Origin of the sequence: Gimesia chilikensis (assembly GCF_008329715.1) — a bacterium.
Lineage (GTDB): Bacteria > Planctomycetota > Planctomycetia > Planctomycetales > Planctomycetaceae > Gimesia > Gimesia chilikensis.
Genome location: NZ_VTSR01000006.1, coordinates 95,413 through 119,985, shown reverse-complemented (window position 1 = coordinate 119,985; position 24,573 = coordinate 95,413). Strand labels below are relative to the sequence as shown.

The window sequence follows — 24,573 nt, the reverse complement described above, 5'->3', positions numbered from 1 at the left end:
ATGCTGCGTGCCCTGATTCGTTTCAGTATTCGTGAGCCGCTGATCATGTTCTGCGTGACTGCAGTTCTGGTCGGTTTTGGCTGGATGAGCGTTCGGGATGTGCCCATCGATGCGATTCCCAACATCGGCGAGAACCAGGTGATTATCTTTACGGCCTGGCCGGGACGTTCTCCGAAAGATGTGGAAGATCAAGTGACTTACCCGCTGTCGGTGTCGATGCTGGCAGTTCCCGATGCCGAGTCGGTGCGGGGGAAAAGTCTGTTCGGTTACAGCTTCGTGCAGGTCACTTTTAAAGACAGTACCGATTTCTACTGGGCCCGTTCGCGGGTCGCTGAACAACTGGGAACCGCGGCGGCCCTGCTGCCAGAGGGCGTGGTGCCGACTCTGGGACCGGATGCCACCGGGCTCGGCCAGGTGTTGTATTACACGCTCGAACCACCGCCGGGAATGAATCTGGCGGAGTTGCGGAGCCTGCAGGATTTTGTGGTCAAATACGAACTGCAGGCGGTGCCTGGAGTCAGTGAAGTTGCCAGCGTGGGCGGTTATGTGCGGCAGTATCAGATCGAAATCGATCCGGATAAACTGCGGTTTCACAATATTCCCCTGAATCAGGTGATCGATGCCGTTCGTAAATCGAACATCGATGTGGGGGCGAAGACGGTGGAATCCGGAGGGATGGAATTCATTATCCGGGGACGCGGTTTTATTGGCGCCGAACAGAGCACCGAGAAGGCGGTCGGTGATATCGAACAAACCGTCATTCGTTCTGAGGAAGGCGTGCCTATCCGGATTCGCGATCTGGGCCGGGTACAACTCGGGCCGGAATTTCGTCGAGGCGCTATCGATTTAAATGGCGTCGAAGCAGTGGGGGGCGTCGTCGTGATGCGGTTCGGCGAAAATCCCCGCAAGGTGATCGATCGCGTCAAAGCCAAGATGGCCCAGATTGAACCGGGGCTGAAGGGCGTCAATTTCAAACTGGTCTACGATCGTACCGGCCTGATCAACGAAACGATTGCAACGCTGACCGACGCGTTGACTCAGGAAGTGATCATCACTGCGGTGGTGATTCTGCTGTTCCTGTTGCATTTGCGGGCCAGCCTGGTGGTGGCAATCACACTCCCTATTGCCGTGTTGATGGCGTTTATCGCGATGAACGTGTTTGGTATTGATGCAAATATCATGTCATTAGCGGGGATCGCGATCGCGATTGGGACGATGGTGGATATGGGGATTGTGATTTCCGAGTCGATCTACGATGCGTTGGCCCAGTGGGAAACGGAAGGGCGTCCCGGGGGCAAGGAGCAGCGGCTACGTGTGATTTATGAAGCGGCGTCCGAAGTCGCCCCGGCGGTCGTGACGGCGGTGATGACCACAGTTGTCAGTTTCTTTCCCGTCTTCATGTTGACCGGACGGGATTACAAACTGTTTGCGCCGCTGGCCTGGACGAAAACTTTCTCGATTACCGCGGCCCTGATTGTGGCGATCACGCTCGTTCCCCTGTTGAGTCGACTGTTTCTGAATTCGAATCCCAGGCCCTGGAGACAACGCCTGATTGTGTCGGTCGTGTTCGCGCTGGTTTGTGGAATTCTGACCTGGTCTTTCGGTTCAGATTTCCAACGGTGGTTGCCATTGAGTTTACCGGTGCTGACGCTGATTGCAGTGGGGCTGGCGGGAATCAGCTGTTTCTGGCTGCTGGGAGAACGATTGCGTCCTGTCGATGAAAACCCGGTTGCGCGGCTGATTCATTATTTATACGAACCCACGCTCCGCTTTTTCATGCGACATAAGTACCTGTTCTTCACTGGCCCCACACTGATCGTGCTGCTCGGTCTGGGAAGCTGGATTGGTATGCCAGCCGTGCTGAAGCCTCTCGAAAAAGGAGCCCGGGCTCTGGGTGTCGAGCCCAACGAAGTGCCTGGCTGGGTTGAGGTGAAGCACATGTTTCCCGGACTGTCAACGAATGACTGGATTGCCCTCGATGAAGGGAGCTGGTTCTATATGCCGACGCTCTATCCTGCAGCCAGCTTTTCCCAGGCGATGGAAGTGTTGCAGACACAGGATGCGTTAATCAGTGAGATTCCCGAGGTTGAAAACGTGCTGGGGAAAATCGGCCGGATTGAGTCGGCCCTCGATCCCGCTCCCGCGGCCATGATTGAAACATACGTCATGCTTAAGCCCGTCGATCAGTGGCGGCCCGGTGTGACTACCAACGATATCTGGGATCAGATCAACGCGGTCGCAACATTGCCCGGTGTGACACCCGCATCTCCACTACAGCCGATCGAAGGGCGTGTGGTGATGTTGCAGAGCGGGATCAAGGCGTCGATGGCAATCCGAATTTACGGCGACAGCCTGGATGGTCTTGCGCAAGCTTCGATCGCTGTGGCCGATCATCTCAAGCAGATCCCCCAGGTCAATGCCGCAACTGTAAATCCGGATATTGTGCTGGGTAAACCTTATGTCGAATTTGATGTGAGTCGGGAGACTGCGGCCCGATACGGGATGTCGACCGCGATGGTGAATGAGGTGATTGAAACGGCACTGGGGGGATCTAACGTAACGCGGACTGTCGAGGGTCGCGAACGCTATCCGATCCGTGTCCGTTATGAAAGAAACCTGCGGGAACAGATTGACGAACTGAATCGACTGCCCGTGGTCACACAATCGGGAGAGATCATTCCGCTTTCGTTGCTGGCAGAGATGAAGACAACCTGGGGCCCCGGCGTGATCAATAGTGAAGACGCACGACTGGTGGCTTACGTCTCTTTCTCTCCTTCGGGGCAGGAAGGGGCTCTGGAAACCGTGGATACCGTTGAAAACAGCCTGCGGACTGCGCAGCAGGAAGGTTCGCTGGATCTGCCGGCGGGTTACGCACTGCAGGCAGTCGGATCGTTTCAGAACCAGATTGAAGCCAACCAGCGGCTGATGTGGGTGGTGCCCCTGGTGATCTTCACCAACCTGTTTATTATCTATCTGCAGTTCCGCAATCTATCGATCGCGCTGACCGTGTTTGCCGGGATACCGGTCGCGTTTGCCGGTGGTATGATCTTTCTGGGCTGGAACCAGATTGAGATTAACACGGCAGTCTGGGTTGGCTTTATTGCCCTGTTTGGTATCGCCGTTGATGATGGCGTGGTGATGGCAACATATCTTGATCAGGTATTCACCCGGAAGCGACTCAACACCAGCGAGGATATTCGCAATGCGGCAGTGCAGGCAGGGCTCAAGCGGATTCGCCCCTGTCTGATGACAACGTTTACCACGATTATCGCATTGATGCCCGTGATCTTTTCGACCGGTCGCGGCTCCGATGTGGCCAAGGCGATGGCCTGGCCGGTGGTCGGCGGGATGACTGTCGAGCTAATTACGCTGTTCGTGGTGCCCGTGCTGTTTGTGGCTTACAAGGAATTCAAGATGAACCTGGGACTCGATGATCCTCACTGGGCGGGCGTGGAAGATTAGCGAGTTCAATTTCATATTGGTCAATTGAGTTCAGACTAAGGTTTTTTAGCCAGCAGAACCGGGTCTTGTCCGTCGAAGACATAGATAGTGTTTCCCGATTCGTCTTGTTGTTTTACGAGTTTGTAATGATCTAAGCGAAAGATAGTAAATTTGGGTGAAATCTTCATATAATTCTCAATCCACTTAGGAGAACGCACAATTGCGCCGTCCAGAAACGAATCAAAAAATATGGTCAGTTTAATATAGGATCCATACAATCGAGCGCCAGCCAGTCGAGTCTCAGAAAAAATTACTCCCTCAAGATTTGAGGCCCGAAGATCTGCTCCGGTTAAATCGGAGCTGGAAAAACGTGCTGACTCCAGATTACTTCCTCGGAAAATCGCTCCTCGTAAATTTGTTTCCTTAAAATTGGTACCTGCCAAACGAGCTGCTTCAAAATTAGCGCCTTGCAAGGCACCTTCAAGGTGGTGTCTTTTGAGTCTGTATTTTCCGAGGTCAAGATTGTTGAGGAAGGCCCTACTTAGATCAATTTCTTTTCCAAGATCCCTTTCCAATTTAATGAATTCAAGGACTGCTTCCTGTCTGGATCGTAAATCGGCTTTCGGAAGCCTTGGGGAATGTTTTCCGAAAGATGTTCCATAGAGCTCTGGTATTGATTGATCCTTGGGGTCTCGTTCTTGATAAAGGGTATCCAGTAGCTGTCTTCGTTTGGCCTGCTTAGCTGCTGTTATCCCGAACTCAGTCTGTTTTCTGATCAATGCCTGTTGTTTGAACTGAAACTCCAGTTGAGAATCGAGGTATCGATTATGTTTCTCAAGCAGTACAGCAGTTGCCAGCAAAAAAAATATACTTAAAAAGACAAGCGAAATACCGATCAGTTTTCCGAAATCATGGGCAGGGAACTCGGTTGATTCATTTTGATCTCTATCTGCTATGGATGCATGTCGAGTATAAAAAAAGGAAACAAGATAGAAAATCGCAACTAATGAGAGTTCCGCGCTGGCAACCTGAATTGCAATCTTATATCGATTTTCTAAACCTTCCCAACTTAGGATTGCTATTGGGATCAAAAAGCAAGTCAGGAGTAATATTGTAACAACCAGTTTTAAGCGAATAGTCATAGAAATGGATGAGTCTGTAAAGGATAGGTTTGCGTGTGTGCTGATGTATAGATTATGGCGGTTTTACTCGAAAGACGCAAACAATGATTTAGCAATCCAGTTTAATCGAGTGGCGCAGAGTCTATCCTGCTTCACTTCTTTTGCTTTGCAGAAGTCTTGACCAGTGCGTTTTGAGTGCCTCCGGGTCTAACTCGCCATCCCATTGCTGATTCCAGACAATGCCGGATTCGGACTTCAGCTCCGGTCGCAGTCCCAGCATCAGGCGATGGTAGACGGGGCTTTGGATCAGGTCCTGACTGGCTTGTCCTTCGGCGAGTGCCTGCAGGGTGAGGCTGATCATCGCAGCACTCCAGCGGCTGGTGAGATCAGCCTGCAGATCTTCCTGTAAAAAGGGGACGTGATTGAGAACCGTTTCGATGGCGGTCTGATCCCGCGTGCGAGCCAGCGCGATCAGGGCGACTTGTTTCTGGAAATGGTTCTGACTGCGCTCCGCCTGGTTGAGTTGATCCGAGAGTACTGGAACAGCCCGTTCACCGGCACATTCAGCGTATAGACAACAGACCGCGGCTTCCCATTTCGCGCTGGAACTGTCCTCGAAATTCATGTGGTGTTCAATGATGTGCTGTAGCGTTGCTTCCGCCTGGGGACCGCCGATCTCCCTGAGGCAATAGGCCATGCGTGCGGTCGGGTAAGCGCTGACCTGCTCATAGCGTTCGAAGTTTGCAGCCAGGGTATCGCTCAGAGGGGCAACGACTTCCGGACCGCGTTGGGACAGTCGTGTGATTTGCTGGTGGACAGTCGCTGGATAGAAGGGGGAAATGCCTCCCAGCGATTTGATCAGTTCCGGCGTGGTATTAGCCCGGGCTGTGGTGACGAAGATCAGAGTCAACGACAGGAGCAATGCGAGGATATTGACACTGAGGGGAATGAAGTTTCTGAGAATGCGTTCCTGTCTGGTCGAGAAGAACTGCAGGATCTGATAGGGCAGGTAAATGATCCAGCAGAGAATGATGGGCACACCCATTCCCAGGGGAACGAACATCAGAACTCCCAGTATCAAGCAGGGGATTCCGAAATAGTAAAACCGCCTGGTCCCTTTTGTCAGGGGACGACAGAAAATCAGCGTGAGAACGAGCCAGCCGGTAAAGACGAGGAGCAGGGAGTTCAGATAGGGCAGCTTTACCTCGGTGACACTGTTCACGCAATTCATACAGGCTTCTGCCGCCCGTCGGGGCAGAGCGAGGAAGAGTGCCAATGTCAAAAGGGAGATCTGTTTCATGCTGCTGGAGCGACTGGCTGAAAAAATGATAAGTGTTATCTCTCTCATTGTAACTGATCGAGACGCGATTCCTACTCTGGTTTACTTACCTGTTAGATGGGAGCAGGGAGCTGGATATCGGGTTTGAGCAGTCGGCGGTTTTGCTCACCACAGAAATCTTTCGAGAAAAATTTCAGAATACATATTGACGTGACGATAGTTTATATGTAAACTAAATGCAGAGAGGTTACACAATGAATATGAAACCGACACAACTGCAACAGGAATTGAAGAAGAAGCAGGCATTTCAGTCCCCTGAAATCGAGGCGATTCTGAACATATTGCGTACCAGCGATCAGCTTCAGAACCGTCTCGGTAAGATGTTTCGGGAGTACGGGTTAACTTCATCACAGTATAATGTATTGCGGATTCTGCGGGGCGAGGGGAAACCATTGCCCAGTCTGGAAATCGCCAGCCGCATGGTTCAGGTCGTACCTGCGATTACCGGGCTGATTGACCGCCTGGAGAAACAGGGACTGGTACGGCGGAAACGATGCCAGAAAGACCGACGGGTGGTTTACGTGGAGATCACTTCAGAAGGAAAAGATCTGCTGGATGAGATGGACGCACCTTTAAGTGCGCTGCATGAGGAACTGCTAGGGCATCTGGCCGAAGACGAACTGCATGAATTGAATCGGCTACTGGTCAAAGCGCGACAGAACTGTTGTGTTGGTGCCAGGATTTCAGGCTGATTTTTTTTAACCTGATAGTTTATATGTAAATAATATGGAATTCAAGTAAATGGGAGAAAGGGCTCTACAATGATTCGTGTACGCAAGGCTGAGGAACGGGGCCATGCCGATCATGGCTGGCTCGATACTTATCACACTTTTTCGTTTGCTGGTTACCAGGATCCGGAGCACGTCCACTTTCGTACGCTGCGGGTCATGAATGAAGATGTGGTCCAACCGGGGCAGGGCTTCGGGACTCATCCCCACCGGGACATGGAGATTGTGACTTACGTTCTGGAAGGTGCTCTCGAACATAAGGATTCGATGGGCAACGGTGAAGTCCTGCGGGCCGGCGAGTTCCAAAGGATGTCGGCGGGGACCGGGATTACTCACAGTGAGTTCAACCCGTCCGCAACTGAGCCGGTGCACCTGTACCAGATCTGGTTGTTCCCGGAAAGTAAGGGGATCGAGCCCAGTTATGAACAGAAACAATTTCCCGTGAGTGAGCAACAGAATCAGCTGCGGCTGGTGGCTTCGCCCGGGGCAGAAGCAGGTTCGTTGCGGATTCATCAGGACGCGCGAGTTTATCTCTCGCAGATTGAAGCAGAGCAAACCGTTTCATACGAACTGGCTGAAGGACGGCATGCCTGGTTGCAGGTTCTGAGGGGAAGTGTGCTGTTGAACGATGTTGCTCTGGATGTGAGCGACGGTGCCGCCGTGAGTGACACTCGAAACTTGAAGATCCAGGCAACCAACGATGCCGAGATCATGCTGTTTGATCTGAATTAAACTGACAATTAACAATCACAACTGAAAATCACGACAAGAAAAACTTAAGGGAGAACCAAAGATGTCTCAAAATCCACTGGCAGGACTGACGAGCTTAGCAGGGCGAATCATGATCGCGACCATTTTTCTGATGAGTGCTGTCGGAAACAAAATTCCCCAGTTCAATAACGTGGCCGGCTACATGGCTTCGGAAGGAGTTCCGGCACCCCAAATCATGCTGGCGGGGGCGATTGTGTTTCTGATTGCCGGGAGTCTGTCCGTCATTCTTGGTTTCAAGACACGCATCGGTGCGGGCCTGCTGCTGGTGTTCCTGGTACTGGCTACTTACTTTTTCCATGACTTCTGGACACTGGAAGATGCCCAGGCACAGCAGGCTCAAATGATTCAGTTCATGAAGAACCTGGCATTGATGGGGACGATGCTGTTCCTGATGGCCAATGGTCCGGGGCAGATGAGTCTCGATCAGCGCAAGAAGGCACGGGGATAGGACAGACCTGTTCTGGAATAAAAAACGTTCGATCTCTTAGACCAGGTTCAGTAAGATAGCAGTTGACTCTGCTCTCTATCATTCAATTCATCATGCATCTTCAGAAGGAAGCGAGACTCATGGCGTCACCTAAAATTCTAGCCTTTGCAGGCAGTACCAGACAGAATTCTCATAACCAGCGTGTGCTCGAAGTCGCAGTGGCGGGTGCCCGGGCAGCAGGGGCGGAAGTGACAGTGGTCAATCTAAAGCATTATCCATTGCCTCTGTTTAATGAAGACCTGGAACGGAGTACGGGTGAACCCGATGCCGCTGCAAAACTGAAGCAGCTGTTCTTCGAGCACGATGGTCTGTTGATTGCATCACCTGAATACAACAGCTCAATTACGCCACTGTTGAAGAATACGATTGACTGGGTTTCACGAAAAGTCGGCGATGAAACGCCACTCCAGGCTTATCGGGGTAAGGTAGCTGCACTGGTATCGGCCTCTCCAGGAGCCCTGGGAGGCCTGCGGGGACTGGTCCACGTCCGCTCGATTCTGGGAAACATCGGCGTCGTGGTTCTGCCGGATCAGGTCGCGGTTTCCAAGGCCCACGAAGCCCTCGATGAAAACGGCCAGCTCAAAGATGAAAATCTGCAGAAGTCTGTAAGTGGAGTCGGAGTGAAACTGGCTGAGATGCTACAGAAGCTGGCGGATTGAACTGACTATTCACCGCCAGGCAATTGATTCAATCGGGAAGCCACTGGTTCTGATACGGACCAGTGGCTTTTTATTTGGATGACACTATCTGGAAGTGCTGTATTCGCCTTGGAAGTTAACATGCGGCTTAGAATCGGACTGACCCGTATAATCGTATCCTTGAATCGTGTAATTCCCCCGTATTTTACCTAAGTCGTTGCTGGGGTGGCCTAAACTTTCAACGCACGTCAGGAGGGAATCGCTGTACCAGTGAATGCGACAGCGAAACTGAAAGAAAGGAATTCAGAGCAAAACCGAGTATTCAACCGTTTTAGATTCAGTAGCACGTTCCTGTGAGGAACGACACTGAATTAAGGGCACATCAAATTGACAGATCTTAACTCCGAATTGAGTTATCTACAGGCATTTCGCGACGCCGTCGATGAGGCGGGGATCGTGGCGATGACCGATGTGCGGGGTAAGATCCTGGATGTCAACGAGAATTTCTGCCAGATCTCGGGCTACAGCCGCGAGGAACTGCTTGGTCAAAACCATCGTATCCTGCGCTCCGAACAGCACACCGATGAATTCTTTCGTGAGATGTATCGGACCATCGGGCAGGGAAATGTCTGGCGGGGAGAGATCTGTAACAAATCCAAAAGCGGATCGCTCTACTGGGTGAATACCACAATTGTGCCTCTTCAGGATGACAAGGGCAAAATCAGCGGCTACCTTGCGCTGCGAATTGATATCAGCGAACAGAAACGTTTAATGCAGCGGATGCAGCACCTGGCGCACCATGATCCCCTTACGGGACTGCCGAACCGCGTTTCGATCCTGGAATCGATCCAGCGAGTGATTGATCGTCAGCCGGAAAAACATTATGCGCTGCTCTTTATGGACTTTGATCGCTTTAAATTGATCAACGACAGTCTGGGGCATGATGTCGGGGACAAACTGCTCGAAGCGATTGCCGTTCGCCTGCGGAAATCAGTACGGGCTGCGGATACGATCCAGGCTGCTCGACTTGGCGGTGATGAATTTGTCGTTCTGCTGGAAAATCTGAAATCCCCTCAGGATGCGACCAGGGTTGCGGAGCGGCTGATTAATACCTTATCTGAACCGTATAATCTGGGCGGATATACGATTTACTCCAGCGCCAGCATCGGGATCGTGACCAGCGAGCATCCCGTAAGTTCTGCCAGCGAGATGCTGAGTAATGCGGATCTCGCGATGTACGAAGCAAAAGCGGAGAAGCTGGATCGACCGGTTGTGTTCGACCGCGTACTGCGGGAGAAGGCACAACGGCGGCTCTATGTGGAAAATGAGCTCCGCGATGTGTTGGCACGCAATGAACTGACGCTCTTCTATCAGCCGATCATTGATCTGGAAACAGAGGAACTGCGGGGCGTCGAGGCGCTGATTCGCTGGTTCCATCCGGTGGGGGGCATGATTCCTCCCGATGAGTTTATCTCGGTCGCCGAAGAGATGGATATGATCATTCCCATTGGTAACTTCGTGATCGATGAAGCTTGCCGTCAACTGGCCGACTGGCGGAACCGTCTGGGTGAACACGCACCAGATAATATGCATGTGAACGTCTCACGGAAACAGTTGGAACATCCGACTTTGATTTCCGTGGTCGAACAGGCCCTGCAGAAACATGGTCTGCCTGCAGGATGTCTGCACCTGGAAGTGACCGAAAGTATGATCATGCACGACCGGGAGGCCTCGATTGCCACCCTGAATGGCTTGAAAAAACTGGGGGTCAAACTGGACGTCGATGACTTCGGAACCGGGTATTCTTCATTGTCATGCCTGTGTGATTTTCCCATCGATGCCTTAAAGCTGGACCGGGAATTCGTTAAGAAATCGGACCGGGACCGTGAGGTCACCCTGATTCACGCGCTGATCATCCTGGCCGAAAAGCTGGGGCTGGAAGTGATTGCAGAAGGGATCGAAAATACCGAACAGCTGGCACTTCTGCAGGATCTGGGCTGCTGCCTGGGCCAGGGTTATTACTTCTCCAGACCGGTGAGTGGCAAGGATCTGGAAGAATCCATTCTCATGGGACTGGGGACAGCTACCCCGGTGGCGAAAGTCTGAACAGAGAGTTCCTGAAAGTGGGCATTCTGCCTTGACTGATCTCTGTACACATCATTAAAACCTCTTTTTTAAATGTTCATAAATTCATGAACCGCAGGCTGCTGGTTCGTGTCATGAACCCATTATTACATTAAAATGATATACGGAAGTGTCGTTTGTGATATTGTGTTAAAAGAGGACTGTGTTAAAGAGGATGGTTGCTTTCGATCAGAATTCCGGGGAAAAGGATGACGATGCGCGCGAGCTCCCCGAAACGCTGCCTTGGGATGTCCGCCCCTCCATCTACGATCATCTCTGCCTGCACATCGTTTCGGGACAGCCCGGTCTTGTGGAAGCAGGCTATCAGTTACCCGATGAAGAACGGGTGAACGAAGACCTGGAGCTGCGCTGGGCAGCAGGCGCCCTGGATGGAGTCATGACTCATCATACGGGGGGCAGCGACTCTGACGAACGGGTTGAGAAAACCATCTGGCTGCTGCTGACCTGCTGCGAAGAACCGACGGCGATCAACAAATATCAGCTCTATCAACACATCGTGGAAGAGCATATTGTGGCGTTGATTGATGCGGTCATAGCGCGCCTGCTGAATGAGCCACAGCTTAAACATGACCGACTGTACGAACTGGCATATTCTTTTGCCACCGAGACTACGGACCGGGAAACGGTCAAATTCGGAATCGCGCTGCTGGGACTCTACCAGGTCGAGGAAAATTCGGAGCTGTTTCATATCCTGGGACGGCACGATGAATTCACGCTGTTTTGTGCTGTGGCGTTGACTAACGTTGCAGACGACACTGAGCAGGCATTGTGGGAGCTGGCACAGAATGTGTTTGGCTGGGGACGGATCCACATCGTTGAGCGGCTGGCAGAAACTGAGAATGAAGAAATCAGGGACTGGCTGCTTCGTGAGGGATTTCGTAATTCCGTGCTGACAGAGTATCTGGCTTATATCTGTGCAAATACCGGCGGTCTGCTGCCCGCGTTACATAATTCAACTCAGGATCGAGAATTGTTGACGGCGGCCGGCGAATTGATTGAAGCGTTGATTAACGGTGGTCCCGCGGAAGATATGGACGACTACGATGATGGTGCAGCCGCGGTCGAACTGTATCTCCAGCAGATTGAGGAAGCGTCTGTAACCCTGGATGATTTTCTGCACATACGCGCAATTCAACTCTATCTCTCCAATCAGGAAGCCGACTGGGATGTGCGAAGTGAACGGGGCTGGTCCCATGAATGTCGCCAGAGATTAGAAGCGGCGTGCAAACGGATCCTGGAGCGTCCCGAATGGGAGAGCCGGGTCAGACAGGGACTGGAGAGCGAAGAAGAGTATGAGTTTTTCCAGGCAAATCAGGCGGCGCGGGTTTTAAAGCTGCCAACCTGGGATTATCACTGGGACCGACTGCAGGAGCAGCCGGACGATGCTGGACGCTGGTTCCACCTGCTGCTGGTCTGTGAAGAACCTCAACTGACACAGGTTCTGGACTTCGCGGAACAGCAGCTGGATCTCGACCGAATTGCCAGTGGACCCGGTGATGCGCCGGGAGTGGGCGATGACTTTAAACAGCATGGCTGCCTTGATTATATTTTACAGGAACTCCGTCGTTTCCCGGGGCAGGGAAAAACGTTGATTGAAGCCGGACTGAAGAGCCCCGTGATCCGCAATCGCAAGATGGCGGTCGCCGCTCTGGCTACCTGGGGAGACACGTCACAACGATATGAGCTCCTCAAACAGGCGGTAGAACTCGAACCGGATGGACATCTGCAGCAGCAGATGCAGAAGCTGATTGATGGCCAGCCACTGGAAGAGTAAGTCTCATGGATCAGAAACGTCAAATCAGTGCCGAACAGCGCTATTGTGAGCTGCGTACCGTCGTCGATGATGGAAACCGTTTTGCCTGTGCCCTGTTTGCAGAACTGTCACAGGTTAATTCCGGAAACCTGTTCTTTTCCCCGGCCAGTATTTCCACTGCGCTCGCGATGACACTCGCAGGTGCCCGCGGGGAAACCGCGGCGGAGATGAAACAGGCGCTGCGACTGACTCAAGAAGGACAGCAGCTGCATGAATCGTTTCACCATTTGTTAACTGAGACTCGCACCGGAGGCGTGGAACTGAACGTCGCCAACCAGCTCTGGGGGCAGGCGGGTTATCAGTTTCTCGCTCCGTTTCTGGAAACGGTCCGCGAGTATTACGGCGGCGGTTTACAGAGCGTCGATTTTCAGCGGGATCCTGTAGATGCGGCAGCTCGGATCAATCAGTGGGTCAGCCAGGAGACGCGCGGCAAAATTACGGAAGTGGCGTCACCCCTCAGTTTCAATGAACTGACGCGGCTGGTTCTGGTCAACGCGATCTATTTCAAGGGAACCTGGGAGGATGAGTTCGATCCGGAACTGACACGGGATGAACCCTTTCACATCTCGGCCGAGCAGCAGACGCCAGTCCCGATGATGCATCAGACAAATGCCTTCGGCTATTATGAAAATGAACTGGTTCAGGTACTGGAACTGCCTTATCGTCAGCAGAATTCCATCATTCAGCCAGTCGAAGCCGAAGATGGCAGTTTTCATATGGTAGCACAAGAAATCCCGGGAGGGGGGAGCGACTTCAGCATGTGCATCATTCTGCCTCGCCAGCAGGGGGCATTGCAAACAGTGGAATCGGAGTTGAATTCGGAGACGCTCAATCAGTGGCTGAGTACGAATTACCGTGAGGTCATTGTCAGTCTGCCCCGCTTTCAACTGGAGCTGGAATATGAGCTGAATGCGCCTCTGCAAGCTTTAGGGATGCAGCAGGCTTTTAATTTGAATGTAGCAGACTTTTCCGGAATCTCAGATGATCCGGAAGGTCTGTTTATCGGTTCGGTCCTGCATAAAACATTTGTTGATGTCAATGAAACAGGCACAGAGGCAGCAGCTGCGACAGCGATTATGATGGCCGGAGCCGGTGCGATGGAACCCGAACCTCCCAAAGTATTTCGTGCCGATCATCCGTTTCTGTTTTTGATCCGTGACCGTCAGACTCGGCTGATCTATTTCATGGGGCAGTATCAGCAACCGGATTAGCTGCCCGGTTCCTCGAGTAACTGTTGAATCTCATTCCAGAGTCCCGGAGCGACATCGCAGGGACCAGTCGCAGCGATCTGCTGGATTGCTTCGGCAAAAGAACAGTCATGCACCAGCGACAGTGCCCCAGCAACGATAGCAGGGGAGCGGCTCATGCCGGCACTACAGGCGACCAGTGTTGGCAGATCGGCCGAAATAAAGCGGGCCACGGTGGTCAAAGCGGTCTGCAGTACCACAGTCTGGTTTTCGTCACCATCGATCAGGGGCAGACGACAGTAGACGATTTCACGGGGATAGCTGATGGGGGGCTCTTCCCGTGCCAGATCAATGACTGCGGTAATGCCGAGATCGAGGACCTGATTAAAGTCGCGTGCATCTCGGGCATTACCGATCCAGAGCAGTCGAGGCAGGACTTCGCGCATGACTGTGACTCACTCCAGCTTATCAGCCGCCGGTCCGTCTGTGCATGAACGTATTTTTCTGATTGCCCTTCGCTCCCTGATCACCTTTGGGAACGGCAGACTGCATAATTTTCGTACGGGCAGGAATCGGTTGTTTCGATTCCTCGTTTGTTTTTTCCTGGTTCTTCTTTTTGACGCTCTCCAGGTGCTTTTTCTTAGCGACCCGTTTCTCGCGATCTTTCTTTTTCTGTTGTTTCTTATTCGCCATCTGAATCTTCTCTGCTGAAGGAATGCGGGATGAAATCATTTCGGGAGAAGTCCAGAGGAAATCTTCGAAACAAAGTACCTTGTGTGCACCGCATGCGGTGACCCGATACTGGAATTATATTAACAACGCGGAATCCAATTAGATAGAATTCCGGGTAATCTGTTCCGACTTCTTTCAGAATCCCGAACACCAACAGAGTTTTTTCAGATCGGCATCACTTCTGGTCAGAGTGACGGTGTATAATTCAACCAGGCCAGCATGAAGCAGATTGGAAAATGCTATTGTTGTGCTTCGTCAAATAAGGTAACAGGAGACCCGAGCGATGCAGGAAGAAGCCAGTTATATTTGTGATGCGTGCGGTGAAGAGATCGTCATCCCGATTGATGTTTCCCAGGGGGCCGATCAGGAATATGTTGAGGACTGTCCGGTCTGTTGTCATCCGAACGTAATCCATGTGCACGTTGGTCGCGATGGTGTCGCTGACATTCAGGCGGAAGCCGAGTAGAGTCTACTCGGGACCAATAAACTGAAAGCGGGGAACGACGCGTCCGTCGACCTCAACTTTTTCCAGGAACATTTCCTTAGGACGCACCCAGAGACCGAACTGGCCGTAATCCGCGCTGTAAACGACCATCTCTTCTTCGGTCTCACTATGTCTGGCGACTCCGATAACGAGATAGTCGTTTCCTTTATAATGTCGATAACGGCCGGTTTTCACAGTCATGAGTCTCCTTACATTCGGTTAAGATTTACGCGGACGCCGATTCCATTTCGGCACTGTATTCTCCGCGTCGGGCACTGCGGTTACAGCTGGCGCGATGATACATCGATTTCTGAGCCGCTGCGACATTACCGGAATCTCCGCCCCAGATCTCCATGCCGGGCTGCTGAATGGCACGGGCGAAGGAGAAGGAGAGTGCCCAGGGAACTTTGGTTTTGTACTTGATATTCATCATGTTCAGACGCTCGGAAGCGAGTTCGCTTGACTGACCGCCGGAGAGGAACGCGACGCCGGGAACTGCGACGGGGACCACGCGTCGGAAACAGCTGACTGTCGCATCGGCGACATCCTCGACGGAATTCTGCTTGGGGCACTGCAGACCCGGGACGATCATGTTTGGTTTGAGGATCATGCCCTCCAGCAGTACCCGTTGTGCTGCGAGCTGAGCGAAGACGAGTCGCAGCGTCTGTTCGGTCACTTCAAAACAGCGTTGCAGGGTATGTGCCCCATCCATCAAAACTTCCGGTTCCACGATGGGAACCAGGCCGGCTTCCTGACACAAGGATGCATAGCGTGCCAGCAGGTGAGCGTTGGCTTCCAGACAACCGGTTGTGGGGGTGCCTTCCCCAATCGTGATCACGGCCCGCCACTTGGCGAACCGGGCGCCTAACTCTGCGTATTCTGCGAGTCGTTCCCGCAGGCCATCCAGTCCTTCGGTGATTTTCTCTCCGGGGAATCCCGCCAGGGAAGTCGTGCTTTTGTCGACCTTGATACCGGGGATAATGCCGGCCTCCTGAAGCACCTGCACGAAAGGCTTGCCGTCTTTGGTCTGCTGACGGATGGTTTCGTCGTACAGGATCGCACCACTGATTGCTTCATTCAGGCCAGGCGTGGTGACCAGCAGTTCGCGGTAATCGCGTCGGAATTCCTCGGTCTGAGGAATATTGAGTTTCGCGAACCGTTTGTGGCAGGTGGGCGTGCTTTCGTCCATGGCCAGCAGGCCCTTGTCGTCCGCGACCATGGCGTAGGCTGTTTCGATCAGTTGCTGCAGACTCATTATACTGCTCCTTCTGGCGGACCCGGAATGACACAGTTCACCACCTGACAACAGCCTCTCTCGTCGATGAGCGCCGTGCCCGGAAAGAGTGATCTGACTACCTTCACTTTAAACCATCGGCTTCCCACTCTGCAAGGGCGCGGTGCAGGGGGCAGTCTGTCGGAGGAGTAGCGGGGCTGCGATACTCATTCAGCAGTTCCTTGGAACGACGGGCCAGCATCCGCCGGACTTCGCGTCGTTTCCCTTTCACGCGGGGAATGACCATTTCGTCATAAGCGGTTGTCCGGTGACGCATCCAGGCGATGACAGCTGCTTCCGCACGTTGCTCCAGGGGAATCCGTTTTGTACGGGCCACCGTTCCGCTACCGACGGGAGTTGCGTGCGCCGTGATTGCCTGTGCCATCTGACGGGCGATCTGCTCATGCGTCGGGTGGAAGTCCAGATAGGAGAGTACCGCAGTGAGAAAATCGTCGACGTAGGTGGCCTGTTCCTGTTCCCGGCGCGCGGCAGCGGCAGCCTGCTTTTTGGCATAGGCGGGAGTGGCACGCTCTGCTTCCAGGTCGGCTTGTATCTGAGTGATGGTTTCTGCAGGCGCCCAGATGCCTTTCGAAAAGGTTCGCCGGCCTTTCTTTTCCTGTATGCTCCAGAATTCTCCCGCAGCTTTGACTCGTCGCGTCAGACCGGCATCCCCGGGGGGGAGCAGGGTCCAGCCTGTGGGGACCGTATGGATTGAGCCATCAGCGGCTTTGACAGAATCCGGTGTCGGGCCGGGGGAGAACGTGTTGCTGGTCATGTTGTGATCACATCCGTGTGAGTTGATTTTATATTATTTGAAACAGGAGAACTGAGGGGGGCCTTTTGTAATAAATTACCCTGTGAAGATTCAAGCCAGAGTCGCATAAAAACGATGGATATCACGCACTGAGGAGTAATAACACCTCGCATCAGGGATCGAGGTCGGTATAGGCCTGATTTCTTTCATAACACTGCAGCTGTTTTTCACAGTCTGTTTTATCTTCATTTTGGGCCAATTTCATGGTCTGGGTGATCCACTTGATCGCCTCTTCGAAGTCGCCGGACTCCGCGGAGGCGGCTGCGAGTACACTGAGGGAGTTCCAGTTTATTTCAGGAAGTAACTCCAGATTGCGTTACGCCAGTTCCAGTGCTCTCGGGCCATTGCGATATTGTGGTTCGGGGCAGGTGGCCAGCATCCAGGCCAGACAAATATAAGTGGTCGGACATTCGGGGGCGCGCGAAAGTGCGGTTTCATAATCCTGCTTCGCCAGGTCATATTTGCCCAGTTTCAGATAGGCTGATCCCCGTGCAGCCAGTAATTCTTCGGACTGCTCACCCAACTTCAGGGCGTGGTTAAAATCGTCAATCGCTGTTTGATATTCCTGCAGTTCAAATCGGAGTATGCCACGATCGAGATAATTGCCGGGATCACCGGGGTTCTGATCGATGTCTGCATTATAAACATTACTTTCCAGTGCCTGTCTGAAGACGGCTTTTGCCTGTTGCACTTCACCCAACTTCAGGTAACAGAATCCCAGAATGGCCTGCTGATCTGGAGTAAGCGTGGTCTGTTTCTGTATCTTCAGAAAGTCCAGCAGGGCGTTCTGATACTGCTCGGCACAATAATAGAGAGTTCCCCGCAGGATGTAGTTGTCGAGGTCATGTGGGTCGAGTCGAATGGCCTCGTGGAAGAGGCAATGTTTTAAGGCGAGATCAAAATCTACACGTGCCTGTTTCAACTGTCCCAGTTTTGTATGGGCGATTCCGCGCTTCTGGTGACAATCCCAGCGGTAATAGTACTCCCAGGTTTTGTCGCGTTGTTTCAACGCATGTGTATAGTCTGCAATCGCCTCTGGATACTTGTGGAGATTCAGGAAGCAGTTACCCCGTTCAAAGTAATGCTCCGGGTTACGAGGGGCCAGTTCTATAATCCGGGCAAAGTCGCTCAGTGCCGCATCGATGTTTCCGAGACGGGCATAGGTATGGGCGCGATTGATCAGTGCATCAAGTGTATCGGGTTTTAATTCGAGACAGCGGGTCGTTTCATCGATACATTTCTCATGCTCATTTTGTAGACCATAAATGGCTCCCCGATTTAAAAATGCATAGGGATTGTCTGGCTCCAACAGTGTGACCATATCGCAATCGGCAAGTGCCTCTGTTAGACGCTCCTGCTGGATGTAAGCGCTGGAACGTGCCAGGTAGGATTTGATATCGCGAGGATTCTTTTGAATCAGCTTGCTGTAACTTGCGATAGCAGAATCCAGATTCTTGAGGTGTGAAAATTGATGTCCCTGTGAGCGTGATGAAAACAGACTACGGATCATTAGAAAGAGATAGAGTTCGCAGAAGACGGCTGCGACAATGTAGGCAATATTTTCCAGCATAAAACATCCCTGAACCGAGAGCATACCAGTTCATTATAACAGTCGATGGAGGGCATACCACTGCCCGTCTCAGAATGGCCAGATCCAGGGAACCAGGATCACCGCGGTGATCCAGAGCAGCAGGTTGAGGGGTGTGCCTATGCGGATGAAGTCAGAGAAGCGATAGCCGCCCGGGCCATAGACCATGAGGTTGGTCTGATAACCGATCGGTGTCATGAAACTGGCGGAGGCAGACAGAATCAGGGCGATGAGAAACGGCAGCGGACTGGCGTCATACAGTCGGGCCGTCTCCAGGCAAAACGGAAATAACAGCACGGCAGCAGCATTATTGGTGATCAGCTCTGTGAGGATCGATCCCAGCAGATAGATTACCGCCAGGGCCGCGATTGGTCCCCAGGCTTGCGTTGAAGAGACAAACTTACTGGCAATCTCAGTAGCGGCACCGGAGTTCTGAAGTGCTGTGCCGACTCCAAATGCTGCAGCAATGGTGATCAGCACCTGCCATTCAATACTCCGACGGGCATCACCGGTAGAGAGACAGCCCAGGAGAACCATGAGAACCGCGGTCAGCATGGTGGAGAGTACTACCGGCATGACACCTGAAATCATCAGGCCCATCAGGATGAAGAAGAGCAGGGCGGCGATCCAGGCTCTGTCTGCCCGGATGGGACGCCAGTCATCGACATCACTGATCAGGTAAAACGCCGGATCGTGGCGGTAGGCACGCAGAAAATGAAGCGGAGTCTGCAGGAGCAGAGTATCGCCGGCTTGCAGACTGATATCACCGATTTTCTGTTCGATACGTTTCCCGGCGCGATGAACGGCGACGATGGCCGCTCCATAAGTGGCGCGGAAATCGGCCTCGCGGATGGATTTTCCCACCAGGGGCGAGGTGGCGGAAATCACAGCTTCGCACAGTCGGCGTTTACGCTGCTTGCGGGGCGAGATTTCGTAGTCTGGATCGGCAATGGGGATGAGATGGGGGATTTTTTCCAGTTCAATGATACTGCTGACAATGCCTGTGAAGATTAAGTGGTCGCCCGCTTCCAGAATCTGTTCGGGACCTGCAGGGGAGAGAATCTTTCCGCGGCGATCAATTTCTATCAGGAACAGGCCCGGCAACTGGCGTAAACCGCCCTGCTCGATGGTCTGACCGATCAGACGACAGCCGGACTGGACTTCCATTTCAACCAGGTATTCCCGCTGACATTCGCTTAACTGTTCCAGCAGTTCCTGACGCTCGGGGAGCAGGACGCGACCCGCAAAGAACAGGTAAGCGATCCCAATGCAGGCATAGGGGACACCGATTTTTCCGATTTCAAAAAGTGACATACCTGGCAATCCACTTTCCAGCATCAGTCCATTAATCACCAGGTTGGTTGAAGTGCCGATGAGGGTGCAGGTGCCTCCGAGAATGGCCAGGTAGGAGAGTGGAATCAGCAGGCGGGAGGGGGCAATACGGTGCCGACGACTCCAGTCGATGACTACCGGAACAAACATCGCAACGATCGGCGTGTTGTTCAAAAACGCCGACAGCGGAAGTACAACGCCCGAGAGCCTGAGTAAAGCACTGCGTTCACTGCGTGTCTGACCCAGAATATGATGCCCGATCAGATCGAGAATGCCGGTTTCACGCAGCCCGGCCACGACCACAAACAGGGCTGCGACCGCCAGCATTCCGGAGTTGGAAAATCCGACGAAGGCTTCCTGGGGGGAAATGATTCCCAGGATTGCCAGGATGGTTGTGGCACTCAGAAACAACAGGTCCGGGGGAGCCAGATTTTTTACCAGCGAGAAAAACAGGAAACCCACAATACATACGGTGATCCATGCGTCACTATTCATTGCAGCAACCCTTCCGGGATTGAAACGAGGCCAATAAAAAAAGGGTTGAAAGCGATGGCTTTCAACCCTTTGGATGAGATATGGTACTTTGATCAGATCTGATCAGGTTTTGATAACAATCAACACACCCTCTCCCAAAGAACGAAAGCCGTTCCAGGACAACAGATCTGACAACAAAGTGTGATGATGGATTTCATGTCGTGGAATATCGACTTTCAGGTGAATCGAGCTTGAGCTAAAAACAATGCAGAGAGAAACAGGCACCAGCGGGGATTTCGCGCAGACCCTCATCGACTGGTATGCCCTGCCGACAAGACAGTCGGAAACGCGACCAGGTTCACCACGGTTTGACCATGGGACGGGGATTGTCTATTCTCGAGATATTCAGCGTATCCTCAATACACAGGAGTTTTAACTGATGATTCGAGTCTGGCTGTCCCTGGTAGGCGGACTGTATCTGATGCTCGCAGCCTGGTGTGCGATCACCCCAGCATCCACATCCCAGTCGGTGGGCTTTACACTGGAGGGAGGCTCCGGTCAGTCGGAATTCCTGGTGGTGTATGGCGGTCTGGAACTGGCTTTAGGGCTGATCTTTCTCTGGCCCCTCTGGCAGGCCGCTGTGACGCGATATTCCTTGACGGTCTGTCTGATCGTGCATGGTTGCCTGGTCTTATTTCGTTGTGCCAGTTTTTTCCTGTTCGAGGGAATCGGCTCAACGACATACTCACTGGCGACCGGTGAGTGGCTGATTTTTCTGATCAGTCTGGGATTCTGTCTGACTCAGCGAACCTCAAAGAGTGATGAAACATCTAAATAAATAAGATTCGGTTTGAATATCAATCGGATTCAGGATATACCCGAAGCAGGTTCAAATCACTCGTTCAGGCCTGGCACAACCTGAGATCGATTCTACTCTGAGGAGTCGTTAATGAAAGACGTGGGTTGGCTGTTTGTAGGCTTGATCTTTGGGTCGGGAGTCGCTGTGGGACTGATGGCCTGGTTGAGGCAGAGACGCACCCCGGCCGACACTGTTGCGCCGCTGATCGTACGGCATTTCGCACCATTACCTACCAGCGAGATCGTGATTACGGAACGCGTATTTCCGCTACGTGTCAGGGCCGATTTGCAGATTGCCATCGATCAGTTATTGAACAGCGATCTTAAAATCAGGCATTTCTGCGGTGTGCGGGACGAGTATCATCATCAGGAGGTCACGCTTGCCAGCAGCATGGTCACCAATCGCCACCATACGACACTCACCACACCTCCCGAATATGAAGAAGTGAATGTCGGCGGGGAACGGCCGGTAAGAGTTCTTAAAATGGGACTCTGGCTTCTGGAAAAACAGGGGCTTCGTTTTGCTGCGCTGCTGACACCTGTCGGGCATTTTGGGCGGTTCACTGGAGTGGCCCTGCATGTGGGGACTCCCAATTCTCCGGAGGGGACCCGGGTTGCTCAGGAATTTTTTACGCATCTGGAACAAGCCATCCAACGGGCCAAATCATACCGGGGCAAAGTACTCTCCCTGCAACAGTTGGAACATTCCTACTCGGGTGAGTCGAAGGGCATCAGTGTCCATCAGCTTCGTGAAGTATCCCGTGATCAGGTAATCCTGCCGGCTAAGACGTTGGAACTGCTGGAGCGGAATGTGATCCAGTTTGTCAAACAGCGCGAGCGACTTTCTCAGTTCAAACAGTCAACCAAAAAAGGAATCCTGTTTTACGGTCCACCCGGAACCGGAAAGACGCATACCATTCATTTCCTGTCGAATGCGTTGCCCGCACATACCACCCTTTTGATTTCTGCTGAACAGGTCGGAATGCTGGACGAATACATGACGCTGGCGCGTCTGTTGCAGCCGAGTATTGTTGTCCTCGAAGATGTCGACCTGATTGCCCGGGACCGCCGGCAGATGAACAGTGCCTGCGAAGAGGTTCTGCTTAACAAGTTGCTCAATGAAATGGATGGTCTGAAACCAGAAGCGGAAATCCTGTTCATTCTCACCACCAATCGACCGGAAACACTTGAAGCCGCACTTGCGTCACGTCCGGGACGAGTTGATCAGGCAATCGAATTTCCTCTGCCGGACGCAGAAGGACGGCGTAAACTGATCCAGCTTTACTCAACAGGAGTCTCAGTTGGGGAGGAAGTGATTGAGGAAGTTTTGAAACGCACATCAGGCGTCTCCGCTGCGTTTATCAAAGAATTGATGCGACGGGCGGTACAGTTTCATGTTGAACGTGAGGGGACCGGTGAGATTTCCACCGAAGATATTTCGAATGCCCTGGATGAGATGTTGATCAGCGGTGGTTCATTGAATCTGAAACTGCTCGGGGCGACGGAAGTCGAGCAGTCTTGAGGCGGGGTGCTCCCATTAAAAATTAAGGTTAATCGAGAAACGCCACATTCCGCATCGCACGAGATTGATTTTCTGTATTCATGACAACACGGTGCCAGTCAGGGAGCAGGATTGTTTTATGATCGGGATGGCGAATCCGGCCTTTCACATAGACTTCGGGATTCCGCTGCATCGTCCTCCAGTTCCAGTTTCGGGCATTACTGTTTTTTTCGATCAGTCGCTGGTATTGAATGTGGGATAACCCGGATCGATAGCGATTGGAGACCAGCACGGTCTCTCCTCCGGTTCGAACACAATAATCTGCCCAGTGTGGTTTGCCTCCGTTGCCACGCGTCAGGGGTTCATTTTGCAGAATCAGCGTTCCTGCCTGAGGTTGCTCTGAGACGGGCAGAAAGAACCATTCGCCCTGCCGGATAAAAGCCGCGTTTTTACGTCGGTTGCGGGACTTGTTGGCGACTCTTTTCTCAGATTGTGCTACTTGCACGAGATGTGGTTTCAAAGCTTCCTTCGCCTGTCGCACCGTACCTACGGGGGCTTTTTCAGGGATCGCTGCCACGAACCAGTGACGTTCATCATGACCGCACAGAAACTTGTGTTTTTCTTCTGCTTCGCGAATCAGCAGCAACAGATGACGATCATCGGGTTGCAGGTCGAGAACCAGAGGCTCGGCAGCACTTTGCAGGGTGATCTCGAAGTACTCGCCACGACGGTCTTCCTGAATATCCAGTCTGGACATACGCGGTCGTAAACGAGGACGCATGACAGGCTGGCTCTGAAATTTAACCCGGGCGCCCATACGTGCAAACTTATTGTTGAGGTGTGTCGTGTTCATGATGTTCTGGAAGACACTACCTTGGATTTCAGGTTCACTGAAATATGCGAGATTCCGATTCTCGTTTAACTTTTTCGATTGCGGAGTGAATGCATCAGTTTCAGGACCGCCTGTTCCTTCGCCTTGGCTTCGACTTCGACGGTCATCTCATGGTCTTCCCAGCAATCAGGGAAATCACGCACATTGATGAAATCATGATGTCGGTGGGGCTTCGGTCCCTTCCAGCCTTCCAGAGGACTGGAAATGTGAAACATCGGCTCGCGATCCCAGGTCTGAATTGCCTGTTCGGTTGCCTCTTCAATTGAGAGCTCATCAGGCAGGCAGCGGTGATGATGCGCGTCGTAGACCAGCGGTATGCCGATCTTGCGACAGAGCGGGAGCAGATCCGCGGGAGTATAAGTCGTATCGTCATTTTCTACAGTCAGTCTGCTGCGGACCCGTTTCGAAAGGCGCTTAAAGTTCTCCGCGAACTGCGCCAGGGCACTTTCCTTGTCTCCGTAGGCACCCCCTCCATGAATGTTGACCACATCCGCATTGACCCATTCTGCTACTTCGGACTGATACTCAAGCTCTGCTATCGAACGTTCAACGACTTCCTCGCGCGGGGAGTTGAGTACCACAAACTGGTCGGGATGAAAGCAGGTGCGAATATGATGTTCGCGGGCGTACTGGCCACACTGTTTGAACAGCTTGACGATTGCCTTCCCCTCGGGTAGGTCCTGCATGACGTAACCACACTCCGGGTGAGTTTTCAGGGGCAGAATCTGACTGTTGATGCGGAAACAGCCGATGTTATGCGCGGTACAGTATTCCAGCGACGACTGAAGTGCCTGTGCATTTTCCCGACAGAGTCGCGCCAGTTTCTCCAGGGCGGCGGTCCGTTCCATCTGGCTGTTGGCTTTGACTGTGGTATTTCGAAATTTAATCGGTTCTTCCAGAAACTGACAACAGAGCCCCAGTCTGATCGATGATTGTGATTTTGTTTTTGACACCA

General features: G+C 52.6%; 22 protein-coding genes. 11 read left to right on the top strand and 11 right to left on the bottom strand.

The genetic code is table 11. The features are described from left to right. The gene (locus FYZ48_RS07670; RefSeq protein ID WP_149339066.1) at positions 1–3,462 is read left to right on the top strand and encodes an efflux RND transporter permease subunit; all 3,462 of its coding nucleotides are present in this window, start codon (positions 1–3) and stop codon (positions 3,460–3,462) included. Positions 3,463–3,497: 35 nt separating this feature from the next. On the opposite strand, the gene FYZ48_RS07665 is transcribed toward FYZ48_RS07670, so the two are convergent. Together FYZ48_RS07665 and FYZ48_RS07660 are read right to left on the bottom strand one after the other, a co-directional pair. Further along, complete coding sequence (locus tag FYZ48_RS07665) at positions 3,498–4,583, bottom strand: pentapeptide repeat-containing protein (RefSeq protein WP_149339064.1); 1,086 nt, start codon at positions 4,581–4,583, stop codon at positions 3,498–3,500. Positions 4,584–4,704: 121 nt separating this feature from the next. Next, positions 4,705–5,793 (bottom strand): hypothetical protein, encoded by a 1,089-nt coding sequence (locus FYZ48_RS07660; RefSeq protein WP_149339062.1) that lies wholly within the window; start codon positions 5,791–5,793, stop codon positions 4,705–4,707. 308 nt (positions 5,794–6,101) lie between these two features. On the opposite strand from FYZ48_RS07660, the gene FYZ48_RS07655 reads away from it, so the two are divergent. From FYZ48_RS07655 to FYZ48_RS07625, 7 genes are all read left to right on the top strand, one after another. Beyond that, a complete protein-coding gene (locus FYZ48_RS07655; RefSeq protein WP_149339747.1) occupies positions 6,102–6,593 on the top strand; it encodes a MarR family winged helix-turn-helix transcriptional regulator in 492 nt (163 codons plus the stop codon). 69 nt (positions 6,594–6,662) lie between these two features. Next, positions 6,663–7,361, top strand: a complete 699-nt coding sequence (locus tag FYZ48_RS07650) for a pirin family protein (RefSeq protein WP_149339060.1) — start codon at positions 6,663–6,665, stop codon at positions 7,359–7,361. Positions 7,362–7,422: 61 nt separating this feature from the next. Further along, on the top strand, positions 7,423–7,848 hold the full coding sequence (locus tag FYZ48_RS07645; protein ID WP_149339057.1) for a DoxX family protein: 426 nt from the start codon (positions 7,423–7,425) through the stop codon (positions 7,846–7,848). Positions 7,849–7,967: 119 nt separating this feature from the next. Further along, positions 7,968–8,546: an NADPH-dependent FMN reductase gene (locus FYZ48_RS07640; RefSeq protein ID WP_149339055.1), complete on the top strand. Its 579-nt coding sequence runs from the start codon at positions 7,968–7,970 to the stop codon at positions 8,544–8,546. Positions 8,547–8,912: 366 nt separating this feature from the next. Further along, positions 8,913–10,631: a putative bifunctional diguanylate cyclase/phosphodiesterase gene (locus tag FYZ48_RS07635; RefSeq protein ID WP_149339053.1), complete on the top strand. Its 1,719-nt coding sequence runs from the start codon at positions 8,913–8,915 to the stop codon at positions 10,629–10,631. Between the two features lie 193 nt (positions 10,632–10,824). Then, positions 10,825–12,444, top strand: a complete 1,620-nt coding sequence (locus FYZ48_RS07630) for a hypothetical protein (protein WP_149339051.1) — start codon at positions 10,825–10,827, stop codon at positions 12,442–12,444. 5 nt (positions 12,445–12,449) lie between these two features. Further along, positions 12,450–13,694, top strand: coding sequence for a serpin family protein (locus tag FYZ48_RS07625; protein ID WP_149339049.1), 1,245 nt, complete (start codon positions 12,450–12,452; stop codon positions 13,692–13,694). Here FYZ48_RS07625 and FYZ48_RS07620 read toward each other — a convergent pair. Next, the gene (locus tag FYZ48_RS07620) at positions 13,691–14,116 is read right to left on the bottom strand and encodes a dual specificity protein phosphatase family protein (RefSeq protein ID WP_149339046.1); all 426 of its coding nucleotides are present in this window, start codon (positions 14,114–14,116) and stop codon (positions 13,691–13,693) included. The genes FYZ48_RS07625 and FYZ48_RS07620 overlap by 4 nt on opposite strands. 22 nt (positions 14,117–14,138) lie before the next feature. After that, positions 14,139–14,363 carry a hypothetical protein gene (locus tag FYZ48_RS07615; protein WP_149339043.1) on the bottom strand — a complete coding sequence of 75 codons (225 nt, stop codon included), beginning with the start codon at positions 14,361–14,363 and terminating at the stop codon, positions 14,139–14,141. 322 nt (positions 14,364–14,685) lie between these two features. Between FYZ48_RS07615 and FYZ48_RS07610 the strand changes: the two genes are divergently transcribed. Then, positions 14,686–14,868 (top strand): CPXCG motif-containing cysteine-rich protein, encoded by a 183-nt coding sequence (locus tag FYZ48_RS07610; RefSeq protein WP_145042380.1) that lies wholly within the window; start codon positions 14,686–14,688, stop codon positions 14,866–14,868. Positions 14,869–14,871: 3 nt separating this feature from the next. Here FYZ48_RS07610 and FYZ48_RS07605 read toward each other — a convergent pair whose 3' ends face one another. From FYZ48_RS07605 to FYZ48_RS07585, 5 genes are all read right to left on the bottom strand, one after another. Beyond that, the gene (locus FYZ48_RS07605) at positions 14,872–15,087 is read right to left on the bottom strand and encodes a DUF1653 domain-containing protein (RefSeq protein WP_149339041.1); all 216 of its coding nucleotides are present in this window, start codon (positions 15,085–15,087) and stop codon (positions 14,872–14,874) included. A gap of 25 nt (positions 15,088–15,112) precedes the next feature. Further along, the gene (locus FYZ48_RS07600; RefSeq protein WP_149339039.1) at positions 15,113–16,141 is read right to left on the bottom strand and encodes a class I fructose-bisphosphate aldolase; all 1,029 of its coding nucleotides are present in this window, start codon (positions 16,139–16,141) and stop codon (positions 15,113–15,115) included. A gap of 103 nt (positions 16,142–16,244) precedes the next feature. Further along, positions 16,245–16,934, bottom strand: coding sequence for a DUF2293 domain-containing protein (locus FYZ48_RS07595; RefSeq protein ID WP_149339037.1), 690 nt, complete (start codon positions 16,932–16,934; stop codon positions 16,245–16,247). 355 nt (positions 16,935–17,289) lie between these two features. After that, positions 17,290–18,543: a tetratricopeptide repeat protein gene (locus FYZ48_RS07590; protein ID WP_187781918.1), complete on the bottom strand. Its 1,254-nt coding sequence runs from the start codon at positions 18,541–18,543 to the stop codon at positions 17,290–17,292. A gap of 69 nt (positions 18,544–18,612) precedes the next feature. After that, positions 18,613–20,388, bottom strand: coding sequence for an SLC13 family permease (locus tag FYZ48_RS07585; protein ID WP_149339033.1), 1,776 nt, complete (start codon positions 20,386–20,388; stop codon positions 18,613–18,615). A 418-nt stretch (positions 20,389–20,806) separates the two neighbouring features. Between FYZ48_RS07585 and FYZ48_RS07580 the strand changes: the two genes are divergently transcribed. Further along, complete coding sequence (locus FYZ48_RS07580) at positions 20,807–21,205, top strand: hypothetical protein (RefSeq protein ID WP_149339031.1); 399 nt, start codon at positions 20,807–20,809, stop codon at positions 21,203–21,205. A 111-nt stretch (positions 21,206–21,316) separates the two neighbouring features. Then, complete coding sequence (locus FYZ48_RS07575; RefSeq protein ID WP_149339029.1) at positions 21,317–22,747, top strand: AAA family ATPase; 1,431 nt, start codon at positions 21,317–21,319, stop codon at positions 22,745–22,747. A 28-nt stretch (positions 22,748–22,775) separates the two neighbouring features. Here the strand turns inward: FYZ48_RS07575 and FYZ48_RS07570 are convergent, their stop codons facing one another. Next, on the bottom strand, positions 22,776–23,579 hold the full coding sequence (locus FYZ48_RS07570) for a hypothetical protein (RefSeq protein WP_149339027.1): 804 nt from the start codon (positions 23,577–23,579) through the stop codon (positions 22,776–22,778). Between the two features lie 65 nt (positions 23,580–23,644). Further along, positions 23,645–24,571: a UV DNA damage repair endonuclease UvsE gene (gene uvsE, locus FYZ48_RS07565; protein ID WP_242022471.1), complete on the bottom strand. Its 927-nt coding sequence runs from the start codon at positions 24,569–24,571 to the stop codon at positions 23,645–23,647. Between the last annotated feature and the right edge of the window lie 2 nt (positions 24,572–24,573).